Below are 19,504 nucleotides of genomic sequence, written 5' to 3' on the forward strand. Positions count from 1 at the left end.
CTTGTTGTTGCTTTGGTATATGAAAGGAAGAAAAATGAAAAAGAAATTTATTATAGCAACGGTCGTTATTTCTGCAATAACAGTTATTGTAACAGGGTGTGGTTTGAAAGATGATACCAATAAAACAGAATCGACTACTGCTCCTGTTACAGTTGAAACCACAACTATGAACACAGAAAATTTGCAGCAAAGGATTGAGGAATTGGAAAGCGAAAAGCTCAAATATGACAGACTGTTTAATATTGAAGTCAAAGATGTCATTGATAAATATTGTCAGCTTTATCTCTCCTACTCCGGTTCACAAAGTAATAATATTTCTCAGCTCAAGGATTACTTATCAGATGATTATTATAATCAATTACAAACAACAATAGGTCACAGCACATACGATGATAATTATGAGCAAGCTACAGGCTTGGTACAATTGTATGTTTCTGACTATGAGGATAACGGTTCGTTTAATGTTATGGCTATTTGCAGTCAGACAATCATATACAACGATGAAGTGTCAAACTCAAATGTAACATACAATTTCAATATGGGATATTACGATAATATATGTAAAATTCGTTCAGTCGAGAAAATCTTTTAAGAGGTGATTTTATGATACAGTCAGATAGATTTTTTAACAAATTAACTTTAACCAATGATAATATACCTGATGATAAATTATTAGGTTCTTGCTTTTATCTTACATCAAAAGTAATAGACGAAACTGCTGTTAAAGCCAAAAATATTCTTAATTCAAACACTCTTTCTTTCGTTTATAACGCTTCTGTCGAATATTTATACCAAAAATATCTTGAAGATCCCGAAAAAATAAAAAGTATTTTTCGAGAAGAAAGAGAAAAATTTGATATAATTCCTAAAAAACAAAAAAGTCTTTATATTACCAAAAAGAGTTATAGAATGCTGATGTTTCTTAAAAGAGAGCTTTATATTTCAAGAGGATTTGTAATGCAAATAGCAATTGAGCAGTATTATAACTATCTTTGTTCAGATGAATACCTTACACTTTTAATTAATAAGCGTAATGAAGTTTTAAAGGAGAATAGCGTATGCAATCAGTAAACAAACAGCAGATAAGCGTTCAATTGCCTTTATCAACGATAAATAAAATTGAAAGCTTAAAGAAACTTGATGACGGCAAAACAAGCAGAAATAAGATAATTGAATCAGCTGTTGATTTTTACTTTGGCTATAAAACATCTGAAATTACGCAAGATTATCTATGCTCTATCGTAGGACAAAAAATTGAAGGTATGATAAACAATGCTTCAAACAGAACCTCAAAGCTGCAATTCAAAGAAGCTGTTGAAATTAATGTGCTTACTCGTATAGTTGCAAGTATGATGGAACTTGACAAAGACTCATATGATAAAATGCGTAGAAAAGCTGTAGAAGATGTTAAGGCAAGCAAAGGTATTATATCAGCATATGAAGCTCAAACATAACGGAGGCTGCTATGGTTGGCACAAGGTTTATTTTAAACTCCCGTTACTTTCATATAGCCAAACCCGGAGAAAAGCTAAGCGATCACGCCTTAAGCGGTGAGCATGCAGCAAATCTTGTACGGTATTGCGGTACAAGGGAAACTGTTGACAAAAACATTGATATGGCAGATGATTTACCGATTACTTTTAAGCAAAAAGTATCTGTTAAAGATTTACTTAATCTCTATACAGAAAAAGGTCTTAGTGCAGAGTGTGAAGAATACAAAGCTTATGAAGCTAATCCTACAAGAGCGAATGCTTCAAGTTTAATGCTGCATTTGGCAAATAAGCTTTCTGAAAATACTTCATTAAATCTATCGGAACAAAACATAGTAAATGAAGCTATCAGATTGGCACAGTTTTATGATGTTAAAAATCGACCTGCAACAAAAAAGCAAGAAGAAACCATTAAAGAATTTCTTGAACAGCTAAATTATAAAGAAGATGAGGATAAGCCGTTGGAATACACCGATTATATCAATAATCCAACTATGTCAAATGCCTCCGCTCTTATTTCCATACTTGCAGAAGAGTTGCTTTTTAACGAAGCAGGAAATTTGATAGAATATACAGCTAAAAGGCCGGGTGCTTATAAAGTCGGTGAGCACGGTTTATTTTCATCATACCCTGATGTAGATCTTGACAGAGTTGCCGAAGAAGTAGCAACGCACAATGGCAACATTTGGACTGACATTCTCTCGCTCAGAAGAGAGGACGCAGACAGGCTCGGCTATGACTGTCAAAAGCCTTGGAAAGATTTAATTATGTCCAAAGTTGACCTTATAGCAGAAGCTCACGGTATCAATATTAATAATCTGCAATGGTATGCTGCTATGCACGACACAGGACATCACCCTCATGTGCATTTATTTGTTTACTCAACAGAACCCAAAGAAGGCTTTTTGTCTAAGAAAAATATTAAGAATTTAAAATCAGAGTTTGTTAATGAAATTTTCAAAGATGAACGACAGGAAATATATATTAATAAAGACAAATACCTAAACGAGCTAATCAGTCAGAGTAAAGCTTTACTAAATAATCTGCTTTCCGAACCTAATCAATATATTTCCGATGAAACTTTAAAATACTTAGTTAATCAAATGTTGACCCTTTCAAGCAAAGATTTCAGCAAAGGAAGAAATACTTACGGCTTTTCTTCACCTGACAAGAAAAAACTTGTAGATGATATTCTAACCACACTTGTAAGCAATAACAACCAACTGTCAAATCTTTATGATAAGTGGTGTGATGAAAGCTACAGTTTGAGTAAATACTATTCAAAAAAAGAATTTGTAAAGCCTGACATTTCCAAAATTGATAAATTTACATCTATCAAGAATTATATCTTAGAATGTGCAAAATCTATGAATCAAAGCGGAACATTTATAACTGCAACTGATGATATTACGATTTCTCCCCCACCGAATATTACAGCTCCTACAGAAACAGAACCGCAATCAGCAGATGATGATAACGCTTTTATTGATGATACAAAGCCGGAAGAATACGAATATACAGAGTTACAAAAGATTCCCTCATTTATACTTGGAAATGAAGGAAAGGAAGTTATAGATTTTAAAAAAGCGTATCAAAATTCAAGTGATTTGCAAACCAGAACTGCACAATCTTGCAGAAAACTTGCGGATTGTTATTACTACGGAAAAGGTACGGAAAAAGATTATAATGCAGCTCAAATGTGGTACGGTATTGCTGCGGACAGTTACGGTGACAGTATATCTGCATATAAACTCGGACAAATGTATTTATACGGTACTAAAGCTACAGAAATCAATAAAGAACTTGGCAACTACTATTGCAAAACAGCTTTTATTCAATTCAGAGATGGGTTAAAAAACAGAAATTACTTTTATGAACTCGAAAACGATTCTGACAATTTGCATTATTACAGTGAAGTTGATTCTTATGAAGCATATATTGAATACCTGTTAGGCCGAATGTACCTTAAAGGCGAAGGTGTTGAACAGGATTATCGCTGCTCAAGTAATGTTTTTAGTCTTGCTGCAAAAAACGGTTATTCGCATGCTTACTACTACCTTGGCAATCAATTTTATTATGGCCTTGGTTTTACTCAAGATTATGAAAAAGCATTTGACTATTACTTAAAAGCAGATAGAAAAGGTGATAAATATGCGGCATACAGACTTGGTAAAATGTGTTTGTCCGGTGAGGGTGTAAATATTGATATACAGCAGGCAGAGCATTATTTTTCAAAAGCAACTAAAACAGTTGTGCTTGCAAATTATGACCTTGCAAAGCTGTATGAGGATTATGCCGATGATTTTAATAATGTTTCAAAAGATTATATTAACGGCTTATATAAAAAAGCATTGGAGGGTATGATAGAACAAGAAGAAAACGATATACAAAATGCTTTTACAGAAATGCGTATAGCAAATATGTATCTTGCAGGAAAAGGCACAGATATTAACATTAATTCTGCAATTGAGTGGCTCAATAAAGCAGCTAAACAAGATAATCCAAATGCAGCATATCAGCTTGGTTACATATACTCTTCCGAAAAATACAATATCATTGATGAGCAAAAGGCTAACGAAAATTATAAAAAAGCCTGCTTGGAATATGAGAAAGCAGAAGAAGAAAACAGTAATGTTACGGCTGAAAGCAGACTTGGTAAGATGTATCTAAACGGCTGCGGTGTTGAGAAAGATATTCAAAAAGCTGTAATTTGGCTAAAAAAGGCTACATTAAACGGTAGTGCTTCATCTGCATACACGCTTGCAAAGCTATACGAAAACGGTGAAGGCGTCGAAAAGAATATTGAAGAGGCATACAGTTATTATCAAATATCTGCTGTACTCGGTAACTTCTACGCAAACTATCAAGTCGGTAAAATTTCTCTTCAAAAGGGAGAAATTGAAAAAGCTGTTGAGAATTTTCAAGAAGCAGCAAAAGGAAATATATCTCACGCTTGGTTTAAACTCGGTAAAATATATTCAGACGAAAGTTACGGACTATATGATATTTCAAAAGCTCAGCTATGCTACAGTAATGCTTTAAATCTTTACATAACAGATTATACCCAAAATCCTGATGACTTTACAGCCTATAGACTCGGAAAAATGTATTTTAACGGTTTAGGTACTGATATTGACATAAATAAAGCTATACATTTGTTTTCACAAGCTGAAAAACTCGGCAATACAAATGCTGCCTATCAGTTAGGTAAAATAGCATTTGAAAACAATGATATTGAAAATGCTATAAAACATTTTCAATATGCAGCACAAGGAAATATATCTAACGCTTGGTTCAATCTTGCTAAAATTCATTCAAATGAAAGTTACGGACTATATGATATTTCAAAAGCTCAGCTATGCTACAGTAATGCTCTAAATCTTTATATAACAGATTACAAGCAAAATCCTAATGATTATATTGCTTATCGTCTTGGTAATATGTATTTAAAAGGGTTAGGAACCGATATGAACATTAATCAAGCTATATATTGGTTTTCCGAAGCTGAAAAATTTGAAAATGCAAATGCAGCTTATCAGCTCGGTTATATCTATCACTCCGAAAAATACGGATTACAAAACAATGAGCTTGCAAGTAATTATTTTAGAAAAGCATTATCGGCTTATCTTATCCGGTTTAATAACAATCAAACAGATTCAGAATTAGCTTTGCGAATAGGTACTTTTTATCAATACGGATTGGGAATCGAACGAGATATTGAAAAGGCTCTTTTGTGGTATAAAAAGGCTGTTGAACTCGGAAATATAAAAGCACAGCAAAAAATTGAAGAAACTAACACGCAACAGCAAATAACAGTGCTTAATCTTGCCTCTATAGCTGCTCATATGGGCAAAATTATAAACACAGAAACAATTGCCGCCGCAAAGCAAAAATACACATCTGATTCAAAACAGCTAAGAGATGAAAAAATACAAAAAATACAATTAGGTCACGCTGTATCCGACAATCCAATCAGCTATGACTATTAGGGAGGTTAAAGAATGTCAAAATTTATTCCGTTTACAGATGAAGAGTTGTATCAGGCTCATCATAAAGATATTAAAGAATATCTTGAAAGTATAGGAGAAAAAGTTTTACATAGCGGTACAGAATATATGTGGGAAGCACATGACAGCGTAAAAATACGAGGACATATTTGGTACAGACATTCTACAGGTGAATCGGGTACGGCAGTAAATTTTCTGATGACATTTTTTGATTTTAGTTTTCAAGAAGCAGTAATAACTTTGCTTGACGGAAATTACAAAGCTACAAGCAATTCAAAACCTGTTGATTTTATAAACGAACCTAATATTTACCATAAAAAAGACAGAGTGGTTTTACCTCAAAAAAACACAAACAACAAACGCTTGTATGCTTATCTGTGCAATTCACGCTGTATTGATTACAGTGTCGTCAGATACTTTGTAAAAAAAGGTCTTATATATGAAGATAAAAGCAACCACAACATTGTATTTCTCGGCAAAGATAAAAAAGGAATAGTCAGGTATGCCGGATTAAAAGGTACGCTTACTGTTAAATCTTTTAAAGGTGAGATTACCGGAAGTAACAAAATATACTGCTTTAAGCACATTGGTTTGTCTGATGTGCTTTTTGTTTTTGAAGCTTTTATTGACTTATTCAGTTTTATTACTTTGTATCAGCTTGGCGAAAACTGGCACACATACAACTATATAGCTTTAGGAGGGCTGAATTTAGAAGCTTTGAAAAAATGTGTTGAAGATTACCCGCATATAAAGAAAATCTATATATGTACAGATAATGATATAAACAGTTCTGACGGCAAAAATCACGGACAAGACTTTGCTAAAAAAGCACAAAAAGTATTTCAGGTCAAATATAAAACTGAAATAATAACACCTAGTCTAAAAGATTGGAATGAAATTTTAAAACAAAGGAGTCAAAGTTATGGGAAGTAGCTCAACAAGCGGAATTATTATATTTTCAATAATCGTATTAGTTGTACTTATAGCTGCGTACTTTATATCATCAAGCGGCAAAAATTTAAACTCTATTAAAAGCAAGCCTGTCGGTGACGGCCAATTTGGTGACCAAAAATGGGCCACCAAACAAGAATTAAATAATAATCTTGTTATTATACCATATGAACCCGAAAAGTGGAGAAATGGCGAAAACAGGCCACAGCTTGAGGGCATTATACTCGGTGCAGTAAAAAGCGGTAAAAAAGTATTTGCATACATTGATACATCTGATAATCATACTCTCTCCGTATCTGCTCCGGGTGGCGGTAAAACATCTTCTTTCGTCTATCCTAATCTTGAATTTTTAGCGGCCGTTGGTAATCCTTTTTTCGTCACAGATACAAAAGGTGACGCTCATCAGACATATGCACCTGTTTTGGAAAAATATTACGGGTACAAAACTTATGTAATAGATTTAAGAAATCCTACTCGCAGTGACAGTTACAATCTGATGTATCTTGTCAATAAATACAATGACCGCTATGAATCAACAAAAAGTCTTGCAGACAAAGCACGGGCTGAAACATATGCAAAAGTTCTTTCAAACTCAATCGTACATATGGACGGTTTCAAAAGTGCAGGACAAAATCAATACTTTTACGAATCTGCAGAAGGCATTATTACAGGCGTTATCTTACTTGTATCCGAACTTTGTGAACCCGAAGAAAAGCACATAGTATCAGTTTTTAAAATAATTGAACAGCTCCTGGAAATTGACCCACGAACAGTAAATAAAAAAGGAGTAATGCCTACAACTTATCTGACTGAATTATATACAATGCTGCCAACTAATCATAAAGCAAAATGGTTTATGTCTGCCACAGCCTCCGGTGCTTTTCAGACTACTGCAAGCGTTATGTCAACAGCAATGAGCCGTATGCTTTCCTTCATTGATACAGAAATGGAACAAATGATATGCTTTAACAGTGACCTTGATATTGAAAACTTTATTAATGGCAAACAAGCAATATTCTTTGTTGTTGATGAAAAATCAAGCACAAAGAACTTTTTGGTAAGCTTACTTGTAAGGCAAACCTATAACGAATTACTTTGTGCCTCTGAACATTTTGAGAACAACAAGCTGCCGCATCGAGTATACTACTACCTTGATGAATTTGGCACATACACAGCCATAGAGAGAGTTGATCAGATGTTTTCTGCAGGCAGATCAAGAGGTATCATTTGTTGCCCGTTTTTACAAACGACAACGCAGCTTGATCAAAAATACGATCAGAATACAGCAAGCGTTATAAAATCAAGCTGTCAGAATGTAATGTTCAGTTACATAGCACCTACTTCCCCTGACGCAGAAACTTTTTCAAAAATGCTTGATAATCAGACGGTAATGTCAGGCTCTGTTTCGCAAAAGCAAAACAGCTTTTCAAACAATAACAACGCAAATTCCGTTACTTACAATATGACAAAAAAGCCTTTAATGACACCGGGGCAAATTAAAAGAATGAAAAAAGGTGACTGGGTACTTATGAAAACAGGTATGCACCCGGCACAAATGAAACTCCTCAAAAGCGAGGATTGGGGACTGTCGCTTAATGAAGAACCCTATAAAGCAAAGAAAAGCACTATAAGAGAGGTAAGCTATGCCGACCGCACAAGATTATTTTCGGCTCTATTGAGAAAATATCCTACAGCAAAGGCATATACCCCACCTGTAGGCTCATCTGCAGAACCGGTGCAGACTCACGAAAAAAAGCCTGTACTAAAAACATATATTTAAAACTAAGTCTGTTGCTCTTGCAGCAGACTTTTTTAATTGCTTAATTCACACGGTCTTGAACAATTAAAAAAGTCCGTTTCAAGCAGCTTCAAAATACGGAGGAATTATAATGAAAAAATTAAATAACAAAGACATAGAAATCGCAGTAGAAATTGACGGCGTATACGCACAGGGATTTGGTATGCTTGCTCAAAAAGTTATGCTTGACAAAGAACTGCCTTTACAAAGCAAGGCTATTTATGCCTACTTAGCTTCTTATGCAGGTTCAGGTAAAATTTATCCAAAACGCAGCACAATACTTCGTGACCTAAATATGAACAAAGACACCTACTACAAATATCTGAACAGGCTTGTTGAAAAGAGTTATATTTCAATTTCAAAAGCTAAAGGCTTTCTAAATAAAAATGTGTACACCATATGCAGTAATCCTAATGCTATAGGTTGTCCGCCGTCTGCTTCTGCAGAACATCATACACTTTCACTTGATAATATTTACTCATACGGCTACGGAAATATGCCAAAGCTAATTATGTGTGATACTCGTTTATCCGTTAAGGCTCGTGGTATGATTGCTTTATTCTATTCACTTGCTCAATCATCAAACACAGTATTTCCTACAAGAGATTATACTATGGAAATTCTCGGTATAAGCAAGCAGACATACTACAATACACTAAATGAACTTATAGCTTATGGCTATATATCCGTAATTAAGCGTAAGGGTAAAAACGGTAAGTTTTGTGTAAATAACTACATACTTAACACTAATCCTACAGTTATAGGGAAACAGGAAAAAGAAAGTAATAAACCGTGTCCTAAATTTTCGGACAATGTAAAAAATGCGGTAAAATCTACACTCTCACCATGTCCTAAAAAGCAGGACAATGAAAACAACCGTGTCCTAAAAAACAGGACATTGCCGTGTCCTAATTTTTCGGACAATACCGTGTCCCAAAATTTCGGACATTATAACAATACCATATATAACAATACCATAAATAACAGTAAATCAGATCATAATCTAATCATTGACAGAATTAACCTTACTGTACCTTTTACAACTGACAATGACAAGATTGTTGAATCAATTAAAGAATTGACAGATTACAGTGCATATCAAAGTTATGTCGCTTACGAGAACGATATATATTCAAGATTATACTGCAAAGCTGTTGATTTACTTTGTGATATGGCAACTACCAACACCACTCAGACCTATAATAAAACTACTGTGTCACAGCGTACACTTATTTATTCAATTAACAACTGCATTACAAAGCACGGTATTGCAAAAGCTAATTCATTATGTGATTTGATTTCGGATACACTTTTAAATTATGAAGAAGCAAGCAAAGAATATGAAATCCGTAATTGTTCAAATTATCTCAAAGCGTTACTTTTTGACAACATTACAAACTTTGCGTTCAACTTAGCCAAATTCGACTTGTAAGCGTTTTTTATTGTCTGCTGATGTAATTTTACTCTTATAGGGAATAAATCGAATTTACGCAAAAATCAAGGCTTTTTCTTTTCTGCTATCAGCATTTTGTCAAATTTTTGTCTTGAAATTTTAGCAATATTAAAATCAATGTTACTAAAAAGTCAGCTTTTATCTGATGAAAATAAAACAGCAATCTAAAAGTGATATTAAAGGCTTAGTCGATGATATTAAAGTTAATGTTATCGAAAATGTCGGCACTGCCGACATTTGTGACCGACTTAATATTGCTTGCAATATTAAGTCTTTATCCAGCAAATTTTACTACCCTACTTTCCGTGGCAAAATATTGTTTTGGTGTCCCACCGTGGGACAGTTATTGCTTACCTCCTCAAGTGTCCTACGGTGGGACACTTGAACTTAGTAAAAAGCTGCTGTTTCTCAAAAGATTACTTCAAAATCAGAATTACCGATAAATAATTGCAGGCTAAAAAGAAAATATATTCAACGACAGCAGCGTAAAAGCTAAAGTTTGCAAAGTTATCAAACTCGGTAAAAGCCCCTAAAGCAGAGAAAAAAATAGAACAAGACGATTGCTCACAAAAATGCAACATAACTTACGCCGGTAGCTCTCCCCTACACTATTTTAAAGTTGACTGTAAAATAACTTTTGCAAAGTCATAACCTGTGCAGCTACTCGCCTACAATTAAACACCCGAAAGCAGAGAAAAAAATAAATAAACAACCTCTTGTTTGCCCACAAGTGTCCCACGGTGGGACACTTAACTGATATATTAATAAAAAAGGAGTCATAAATATGTTAAATCGAATTGTACTCATGGGAAGACTTACTGCTAACCCTGAACTCAAATCAACTACTACCGGAAAAAGCGTAACAAGTTTTAGTATCGCAGTTGAACGAAATTACAACAAACCCGGTGAAGAAAGAAAGGTTGATTTTTTCAATGTTGTCTGTTGGAACTACACAGCAGAATTTGTATGTCGCTATTTTGCAAAAGGCAATATGATTGCTCTTGAAGGCAAACTACAAAGTCGTACATATCAGGCCAATGACGGAAGTACACGCTATGTAACCGAAATTGTCGCAGATACAGTATCATTTACCGGTGAGCGTGTGCAAAAAGCAAATAATAATAAAGACTCTTCTTCAACTACATCTGAACAGCCGCCTTTGCCATCACAACCCGATTTTGAAAATATGCCTCTTGATGATGATTTACCGTTCTGAAGCTGCAACAAGTGTCCCACCGTGGGACACTTGTTAAAAAATCAAAATATTTTGTGCAATAATATTGCATAAAATATAAGTATAAGCTATAATATTAATATAAAACAAATGCAAAAATTTGATTGCGAATTAAGGAGAATAAGTATGATAGTTGAAATAAGAATTAATAACTGCTATATTTTCAATCAAGAAGTTGTATTTTCAATGAACGCAGATATGCGTAATAAAAGATTTATCACTAATGTTCATAAAGAAAACAATTTCAATATATTAAAAGCTGCCGGCATATATGGCTCAAATAATACAGGTAAAACACGCTTTATTAAATGTATAGCTGATATTAAAAATGCCCTGTTAAACAGAAAATCAAGACTAATGTCTAATTTATTTACAGACAATTCAATATGTGAACTTGGCATTACTTTCTTAGAATTTAACAGAGAATTTTCATTTGATTTTAAATTTGATGAAAATAAAGAAGAATATATATATGAATGTTTTTCAGAAATAATAAAAGACCAATACGGCAACGAAAAAACACAATGTTGGTTCAAAAAAGATGTGAAAAATAAAGAATATTACTGTGCAGATGAAAATTTAGATACAATGTTACCCGTTATATCAAATAATAGTCTGTTCTTTTATCAGATTGATACAACAAAATTCAAATATCTTGATGAAATGAAAAAAATACTAATCAGCTTTGCAAATAAAATTGATATTGTTAATATGAATAATATTCCTATCAAGCATACTATTGAGCTAATGAAAAATAAAAACAATCTTCAAAACAAGATTGTTGAATTTATTAAAAACGCAGATTTATATATGGATAATTTTGAATTTGTTGATATGGATAAAATAAAATTTTCCAAAAAAGATGAAGGAAAAGCTGATGAAAATGCACTAAACTTACCTGACAGCATTATGGATCAAATTCGTTTAGTTTCAACATATAAAGGTATTCAAGTACCAAGTATGATATTTGATTCCACCGGAACAAAGAAAATAGCAGCATTAGCAAGCTATGTTATTGAAGCGTTGGAAAAAGGCCGAATTTTAATTATAGATGAACTCGACAGCAGCCTTCATTTTAAACTTACAAGAGCCATAGTAGCTATGTTCAATAATGAATTAAATACTAAGGCACAAATGATATTTACTGCTCACGACATTAGTTTAATGGATTGCAAAAAGCTGTTTAGAAAAGAACAAATATGGTTTGTTCACAAAGATAAGTACAATGTTTATTTTTATTCACTTGCTAATTTTACAGCTCAACAAGGTGTGCGTGAAACCACAGATATTATTGAAAAATACAAAAAAGGTGCTCTCGGTGCAATACCGGAACCTGATTTAATCAATACGCTAATAAGTATTCATAATGATACAGTGAAAGGAGGTACATCATCTGATGATGAATAACCTACCTATATTTTTTGACAAGCAAAGAATATGTATTATTTGTGAAGGAAACGAAGAATACTTTTACCTTGACAGACTTAAAGAGTTACAAGTATGGAACGACCAATACCATATAGAATTAGTTAATGCTAATGGAAACGGTAACATACCTGCAAGATACCAAGACCGCTATAATAGTGACTCATATGATATTGTTCTTGTATTCTGCGATACAGAAAAAAAGCCATATGAACAGTACAATGACATAAAGCGTAAAATCAATGAATTTCATGGAATTGACAATATAGCTGACTCACTAATCATATTCGGTAATCCGTGTACTATGCAAATTGTTTCAAAACATTGGACAGATGAAAATCTCAACACCCCTGCCAAACCTGTAAATGCTCCGTTAATTAAGCATTTTACAGGCGTAGAAAATTATAAAGCAAAAGCTAATCAAATAGAAAAAGCTATGCAATTTATTACAAAGGAAAACTACTATGATATGAAGCGAAGAGTTCAAAATTTAGAATCTGATGACAGCATAAAAGGAAGCAGCAATTTTAAAAGATTTTTAAAATATTTGGAGTCTGACAATAGTAGCTGGATTGAAGAAATAAACAAAAGACTTATAGTTGAAACTGAATAATCATTTATCCGCAAGTGTCCCACCGTGGGACACTTGCAGAAAATCATTGACATATTATTCTGCAATGTGTATAATAATATTGTAGGGAGAAATCCCAGAGAAAATACGCTTACTGATCGGCGTTCCTAAATTGACAGTTTGATTGAATATGCCTACCGTTCGGCGTTCCTAAATTGACGGTTTGATTGAATATGCCTACCGTTCGGCGTTCCTAAATTGGCGGTTTGACGAAAAGCCTCTTACCTTAATGGTAGGAGGCTTATTTTGTAAAAGACAAAGGAGAAAAAATGAAGGAAAACAGTTTTTATTTAATTGATAACTCTTATATTAAATTAATCAATAATTTGGGTGGTAAATACGGTGACAGTAAACAGCGTCCAATTTATTGTTGTATTAAAGATAAAAATATTAACGGATTATTTTGGGCTATACCAACAAGTGATATTTCTCACAGAACTCAAAATCAAATTGCCAAGTATAATAACTACATACAACTACCAAAAAATGATATTCGTTCTGCGTATTATCATATTGGTTACACCAATAAACCGGCACTATATAGAATTAGTAACTGCTTTCCTATCACAGATAAATATATTGCTAAAGCATACATTTCGCAAGGCAATCCCCTTTGCTTAAAAAATAAACAAGAAATTGAAACTATACATAAAAAATTACTGCGTATTCTGTCTTATGAAGGTCGTTTTCCAAATAGACTTGAACAACACATAACCGATATAAAGAATTATCTTATAAATGAATTACAATTACAGAATATACTTCTACCTAATCAAATACAATCACCACAACATTTAAATAATTTTAATCAAAACATATAAATAAGTGTCCCATCGTGGGACAGTTAATTTGTTTTTCCTGCAATTCTAAAATATCAAATACTGTTATTTTGATACCGCAAGTGTCCCACCGTGGGACAGTTAATTTATTTCCTGCTATTTTAAAACATCAAATGCTGTTATTTTGATACTTCAAGTGTCCCACCGTGGGACACTTGTACTAAAAAAGCCTTCTGCCAAATTCGGCAGAAGGCTTATATTATATTCCTTGTGTAAATTCATTTGTAGGAACAGGTGGTATTTGATTTGGTAAGATTGGTTGTTGGGTTTGCAATAACTGATTTTCATATTCTTGACACTTTTGCTCAAGAAAAGAAAAGTCACAACTGTTTTTAACAAGTGTTGGGCTTTTTGCAAGCATTACCCTTTTATGCGTTCTTTTAGCTAAATTTCTTATAGTATCTTGATTGTCTTTACAATATTTAAGTTCTTGGGCCAACAAAGCTCTGTACTTTAAGTCCGGTTCAATATCAATTCTTCGCTGTTTAATAATTTCTAACGGAACAGGAAACATATAATTAAACCTTAAAGATGAGATTGTATTTCCGTTCTTATCGCAAATCAGAAAATTATCAGGTTTCTTAAATTTATAAGATGATACCGGGACAAAATAACTTACATCATTAATCTTAAGTACAATACCACATATAAACTTAGGCTTATGATTTTTACCATAATCCATATTCGGAACACGAGTAAAACCCCGCTTTATACTCTCGGCCTTTTGTAAGTATGTAATATAACTATTTGGTACAATATAAAAATCAAGGTCTTTCAAATGCATTTCTCCTTAAAACAAAAAGGGAACGAAAATTCGCTCCCTTTTTTATACATTACGGTCTGCATTTAGAGCTGCAGAGCACTCAACATAAATCACCTACATTTAGAGCTGCAGGGCACTCAACATAAATCACTTGCATTTAGAGCTGCAAGGCACTCCTCATTAAAGACATCATTGTGTCCACTTATATTATATGATATATTTATAAAAAAATCAATAATTTTTGAAAATACTTTTTAAATTCTCATTTTGGTTGGTTGAGAGAACCGCTTTTATTATAGTCTTATGAAAAGCAATCATCAATAATAAAACCGTATTACTGCAAGTGTCCCACGGTGGGACACTTGTGATAAAATAAACTGTCTAATTACTATCTATTTTTCATCTTCTAATGTAGTGTATTCCAAAATATCAATTTGTTGCATATCATCAATCATTTCATTGACTTGCCTATAAATATAATAATTTCCCTGTGGTGTTCCGCAGTGCTCACATAAATTCATTGGATAAGATGTTTTTGTAGTATTACTATATCTTACATCAATTCTATCAGGAAAAGCGTTCATAAGAATACTGTCAAATTTTGGTAAATTGCCTATAACACTTAATCCAAAATATTCGATAGACGGATCCATTATGTGAGCAAAAATATCTTGACTATTAGTAAGCCTATTTATATCCCAAGGATAAGTTAAATCATCGTAAGGGCTATATTTATATTTTATGTAAGTTATAACATTTGTCAATCCGTGACATCTGAAACATTCTTTTTTAAATGTATATACGGTAAAAGGTAATTTCCCTTTTATATATGACTCCAATACAAAGTTTGATCTCTTGTTTTCCAAAATTTCAATACTCTGCTTATTGTAATAATACTTTTTCCCGTCCTTGTTAAATATTACACATATTTTATTATTAACTTCTTCAGCCGAATAAACTTGAAACTTTTGACCATTCGCCTTAACTAATATCGTCTTAATAATTATCACTCCTACTATATAGTGATTTTTCATCACTATATTTTATTTATAATAAGTGTCCCACGGTGGGACACTTAATTAAATAGTAAAACTAAATTTCACTATATTTTCCATTATATATTGACATTTTTCTCTTTAAATGGTAAAATGTGAGTGCAAATAAAATAAGCCCCTCAGCTTATCAATGATTGCAGTCACTGATAAGCATGCGCCCCGAGTATGACCGTACTCAGAACTTGAGAAGCTAAACAAGCGTATTGTTCTATTTTATGCGCTTTTAGATACTTTGTCAAGACCTGTACTATTTATCCGGTGGTGCAGGTCTTAATTTTTTGCAAATAAAAGTTAATAAAGGACAGATAGGGGTATTTCTTTCCACTGCGGAATCGGTGTGCAACCACCTATCCCTTTGTGTAGTTACCTCGTGGTTGTTATCGGCTTGAACTGATGTTAGCTAATGCGACAATCCAACGAGAGGAAGCGACTATCTGAAACCTATTACTGTTAAATAAACAGCAAAGCGATTTAAGTAGTTTTGCTTAACTATTTAAATCACTTTACTTTTGGCTGGGCTGGCGGGATTCGAACCCACGGGTGACGGAGTCAAAGTCCGTTGCCTTACCGCTTGGCGACAGCCCACCGTTTAAACCCAACTTGTGGTTTTTAAATCAAAAGCCGCACAAAAGTAAAATGTGCGGCTTTATGGTGACCCATCGGAGATTCGAACTCCGGACACCTTGATTAAAAGTCAAGTGCTCTGCCAACTGAGCTAATGAGTCAAATGGGGTGGAATGACGGATTCGAACCGTCGGTCTCCAGTGCCACAAACTGGCGCGTTAACCAACTACGCTAATCCCACCATGTGGCGCGGCAAAAGGGACTCGAACCCCTGACCTACTGCTTAGAAGGCAGTTGCTCTATCCAGCTGAGCTATTGCCGCATACTTAACTTAAAAATTTGTTTTTCCCTTAAGTCAGCTTCATTATTATACATCAGCAAACTCCATTTGTCAACACTTTTTTTTATTTTTTTATAATTTATTTTCCTGCTTTAATTTGATGATGAAGTTAATGATATAGACATTTTAACACATTGCAGATAATAATGTCAATATCACTTGGTATTAATATCGAAATGTTGTTATCAATTAAGTTATCTTAATCATTCCCTTTATTATGAACCATTCTTTGCGCAAGTGCAATGTTTCTGTATTCGGGTTCGTGACTTACTTCTCTTATAAGTTTAATAAAAGGAGGAAGTTTGTAAGGCTGATCTTCTGACAGCAATTCTATCTCAAGCGTTGCTCTGTCATTCCAAAACGGATAAACATCAAGTTCAAAATATTCGTCATCATACACTATGCAATATCTGTCCTTTGAAATAATACCCGTTATACATTCTTTTCTTGAAAGATAATTATTGTATTCGGCTTGTGTCAAATAAGATTCTTTTTCTATCCTTTTTAAATCATTAATCTTGATTTTTACCGTTTTAATATATACTGCGTCTTTGCCGTAACCACGCTTCCGTATTCTGAACATTCCTTCCTCGGGAGTGTTTAAATATGCCTGAGTAATCGCAACCTTTCTGCAAGCAGTCATATTATTAAGATAATCAATATCAGGGTATTCTATCAAAAACTTACGCTCAATTTCAAGAGGTTCCGGAACACCGATGAACCCTAATACTTCTTTAAGCAAATTATCGAGCCTTTTATTAAAATCACTGTTATTTGGTATAACTCGCAGGTGTGATGTGCCTGTCCATATAGAAAGTAATTTTTCGTCAAGTTCCTTGGCGAGCTTTACATCTTCTTTTCTGACAGAATTGCAGTTCTTAATGTAAGTGTTTTCATCTGTACAAGCAACACTTTTTAAATGAAATACAGCATCATACGAATTTCTTAATACATCTTCATTTTTATTACTTATTGAAATATATTTTTTAAATTCGGCATCGGTAACATATGCTTTGCTGTCAAGCAATCCTCTGTCAAATAAAATTACAGCCTTTTCCCCATTGTATGCCTTAGCTTTCTCTTCGAGAGAATTTTCTTCTTTTAATTGAGTTTCAAAAAGTTGTTTATGGAACTCATATACACCAAGTTTTTGCGGAGTAATGCCGTTGCTCAATAAATTACTTGCAATTTCTTCTAATATAAAAACTTTTATATTTAACTTTTCAAGTTCATCTTTCAAAAAATTCAAAGCAGTTGTTTTACCGCCACATGGACCGCCTGTCAAAACTATTTTAATTACCTCAGCCATAAATTCACCTCATTTAATTTATTATAACCTTTGAAATATTTATTATTATTCTGTATTTGAAAAAAGGCGATTGCTAAATTAATCTGCAATCGCCTTTTTAATATTACTTACTTCGTTTTTTACCGAAAATTATTGTTCCTGCAAAACCTGCTGCACATAAACCGACAAGCACACCTAAGAAAGTGAGATTATCACCTGTTTTTAAGGTAATAGGCTCAACATACTGTGTTTTATAAACCGTTTTTTCCTGAACAACGGTTTTAACTGTAGGAGTCGGCTGTACAGTTGTCGGTTGCGGTTGTGGCTCTGTTTCTGCTATTTTGTCAAACAAATAAACATAAACAACATCTTCAATTCCGGATACAATTTCAGTCGGTTCAACATCCCACTTGCCGTTTTCATAACCGTAATTTGCTGTCATACCTGTTGGAATATTGATTCTTGCAGTACCGTTGACATTCCACTTACCCTCTTTGTCAAGCAAAGTTACATAGTATGAAATATCATTTGCACTCTTATCTTCCCAAGTACCGTTTACTACTTTAAAGGTAATTTTCTTCTGATATTTATCAGGTATTCCGTCAGGCTTTTCTCCGTCACCTATCTTATCTACTTCCCATATTGCTGTGAAGATATAAGCTACATCGTCTTTGCCTTTCTGCTTATCCCAACCCATAAATACATAATTTGTTCTTGTCGGATCTTCGAGTTTTATATTCTTTTCAAGAACAAATGTTGCTACATCATCATCCGAATAAATCTTGTTATCGTGAACCCATACACCGCCGTTCGGCTTTACCTGTATTTTCTTTCCGTACTCTACTACCTGTGTAGCAGGTGTTGGTTTATCGTTTTCGTTTGGTTCTTTGTAATCAACTTTCGGGTCGGTTTTCTTTGTAAAAGTATAAGTGTAAGTTTCCGCATTTGTTTCCTTTACAGGTGACTTTGGTTCAATATCCCACTTGCCGTTTTCATAACCGTAATTTGCTGTCATACCTGTTGGAATATTAATTCTTGCAGTACCGTTGACATTCCACTTACCCTCTTTGTCAAGCAAAGTTACATAGTATGAAATATCATTTGCACTCTTATCTTCCCAAGTACCGTTTACTACTTTAAAGGTAATTTTCTTCTGATATTTATCAGGTATTCCGTCAGGCTTTTCTCCGTCACCTATCTTATCTACTTCCCATATTGCTGTGAAGATATAAGCTACATCGTCTTTGCCTTTCTGCTTATCCCAACCCATAAATACATAATTTGTTCTTGTCGGATCTTCGAGTTTTATATTCTTTTCAAGAACAAATGTTGCTACATCATCATCCGAATAAGTCTTGTTATCGTGAACCCATACACCGCCGTTCGGCTTTACCTGTATTTTCTTTCCGTACTCTACTACCTGTGTAGCAGGTGTTGGTTTATCGTTTTCGTTTGGTTCTTTGTAATCAACTTTCGGGTCGGTTTTCTTTGTAAAAGTATAAGTGTAAGTTTCCGCATTTGTTTCCTTTACAGGTGACTTTGGTTCAATATCCCACTTGCCGTTTTCATAACCGTAATTTGCTGTCATACCTGTTGGAATATTAATTCTTGCAGTACCGTTGACATTCCACTTACCCTCTTTGTCAAGCAAAGTTACATAGTAAGA

Annotated in this window: 15 protein-coding genes and 4 tRNA genes; 11 read left to right on the top strand and 8 right to left on the bottom strand. The window is 33.7% G+C overall.

Annotated elements, in window-relative coordinates; genetic code table 11:
- The first annotated feature begins 34 nt into the window (after nt 1–34).
- The 11 genes from I2E21_RS06795 (at nt 35) to I2E21_RS06845 (ending at nt 13,810) form a co-directional block, all read left to right on the top strand.
- Nucleotides 35–592 carry a hypothetical protein gene (locus I2E21_RS06795; protein ID WP_195410805.1) on the top strand — a complete coding sequence of 186 codons (558 nt, stop codon included), beginning with the start codon at nt 35–37 and terminating at the stop codon, nt 590–592.
- 11 nt (nt 593–603) lie between these two features.
- Nucleotides 604–1,071, top strand: coding sequence for a hypothetical protein (locus I2E21_RS06800; protein ID WP_195410806.1), 468 nt, complete (start codon nt 604–606; stop codon nt 1,069–1,071).
- Nucleotides 1,059–1,454 (top strand): hypothetical protein, encoded by a 396-nt coding sequence (locus I2E21_RS06805; protein ID WP_186935043.1) that lies wholly within the window; start codon nt 1,059–1,061, stop codon nt 1,452–1,454. The genes I2E21_RS06800 and I2E21_RS06805 overlap by 13 nt, the downstream gene beginning before the upstream one ends.
- An 11-nt stretch (nt 1,455–1,465) precedes the next feature.
- Nucleotides 1,466–5,479 carry a MobP3 family relaxase gene (gene mobP3 / locus I2E21_RS06810; RefSeq protein ID WP_195410807.1) on the top strand — a complete coding sequence of 1,338 codons (4,014 nt, stop codon included), beginning with the start codon at nt 1,466–1,468 and terminating at the stop codon, nt 5,477–5,479.
- Nucleotides 5,480–5,491: 12 nt separating this feature from the next.
- Complete coding sequence (locus I2E21_RS06815) at nt 5,492–6,430, top strand: DUF3991 and TOPRIM domain-containing protein (protein ID WP_195410808.1); 939 nt, start codon at nt 5,492–5,494, stop codon at nt 6,428–6,430.
- Complete coding sequence (locus I2E21_RS06820; RefSeq protein ID WP_195410809.1) at nt 6,420–8,228, top strand: type IV secretory system conjugative DNA transfer family protein; 1,809 nt, start codon at nt 6,420–6,422, stop codon at nt 8,226–8,228. The genes I2E21_RS06815 and I2E21_RS06820 overlap by 11 nt, the downstream gene beginning before the upstream one ends.
- A gap of 109 nt (nt 8,229–8,337) precedes the next feature.
- Nucleotides 8,338–9,678, top strand: coding sequence for a helix-turn-helix domain-containing protein (locus I2E21_RS06825; protein WP_195410810.1), 1,341 nt, complete (start codon nt 8,338–8,340; stop codon nt 9,676–9,678).
- Between the two features lie 805 nt (nt 9,679–10,483).
- Nucleotides 10,484–10,915 carry a single-stranded DNA-binding protein gene (locus I2E21_RS06830; protein WP_195410811.1) on the top strand — a complete coding sequence of 144 codons (432 nt, stop codon included), beginning with the start codon at nt 10,484–10,486 and terminating at the stop codon, nt 10,913–10,915.
- A 144-nt stretch (nt 10,916–11,059) separates the two neighbouring features.
- Entirely contained in the window at nt 11,060–12,340 is a 1,281-nt protein-coding gene (locus I2E21_RS06835) for an ATP-binding protein (RefSeq protein ID WP_195410812.1), read from the top strand.
- The gene (locus I2E21_RS06840; protein ID WP_243240602.1) at nt 12,333–12,971 is read left to right on the top strand and encodes a hypothetical protein; all 639 of its coding nucleotides are present in this window, start codon (nt 12,333–12,335) and stop codon (nt 12,969–12,971) included. The genes I2E21_RS06835 and I2E21_RS06840 overlap by 8 nt, the downstream gene beginning before the upstream one ends.
- 287 nt (nt 12,972–13,258) lie before the next feature.
- Nucleotides 13,259–13,810 carry a hypothetical protein gene (locus I2E21_RS06845; RefSeq protein WP_195410814.1) on the top strand — a complete coding sequence of 184 codons (552 nt, stop codon included), beginning with the start codon at nt 13,259–13,261 and terminating at the stop codon, nt 13,808–13,810.
- 217 nt (nt 13,811–14,027) lie between these two features.
- Here I2E21_RS06845 and I2E21_RS06850 read toward each other — a convergent pair whose 3' ends face one another.
- The 8 genes from I2E21_RS06850 to I2E21_RS06885 form a co-directional block, all read right to left on the bottom strand.
- Nucleotides 14,028–14,606 (bottom strand): type III toxin-antitoxin system ToxN/AbiQ family toxin, encoded by a 579-nt coding sequence (locus tag I2E21_RS06850; protein ID WP_243240603.1) that lies wholly within the window; start codon nt 14,604–14,606, stop codon nt 14,028–14,030.
- A 377-nt stretch (nt 14,607–14,983) separates the two neighbouring features.
- Nucleotides 14,984–15,457, bottom strand: a complete 474-nt coding sequence (locus I2E21_RS06855; RefSeq protein WP_147329121.1) for a hypothetical protein — start codon at nt 15,455–15,457, stop codon at nt 14,984–14,986.
- Nucleotides 15,458–16,156: 699 nt separating this feature from the next.
- Nucleotides 16,157–16,231, bottom strand: a tRNA-Gln gene (locus tag I2E21_RS06860).
- A gap of 64 nt (nt 16,232–16,295) precedes the next feature.
- Nucleotides 16,296–16,371 (bottom strand) — tRNA-Lys (locus I2E21_RS06865).
- Between the two features lie 3 nt (nt 16,372–16,374).
- A tRNA-His gene (locus tag I2E21_RS06870) sits at nt 16,375–16,451 on the bottom strand.
- A 4-nt stretch (nt 16,452–16,455) separates the two neighbouring features.
- Nucleotides 16,456–16,532, bottom strand: a tRNA-Arg gene (locus I2E21_RS06875).
- 217 nt (nt 16,533–16,749) lie between these two features.
- The gene (locus tag I2E21_RS06880; RefSeq protein WP_022235105.1) at nt 16,750–17,859 is read right to left on the bottom strand and encodes an AAA family ATPase; all 1,110 of its coding nucleotides are present in this window, start codon (nt 17,857–17,859) and stop codon (nt 16,750–16,752) included.
- Between the two features lie 103 nt (nt 17,860–17,962).
- Nucleotides 17,963–19,504: InlB B-repeat-containing protein (locus tag I2E21_RS06885; RefSeq protein WP_195410817.1), on the bottom strand; the 1,542-nt coding region annotated here is incomplete at its 5' end.

Origin of the sequence: Ruminococcus sp. BSD2780120874_150323_B10, from assembly GCF_015553695.1 — a bacterium.
GTDB classification, from domain to species: domain Bacteria; phylum Bacillota; class Clostridia; order Oscillospirales; family Acutalibacteraceae; genus Ruminococcoides; species Ruminococcoides intestinale_A.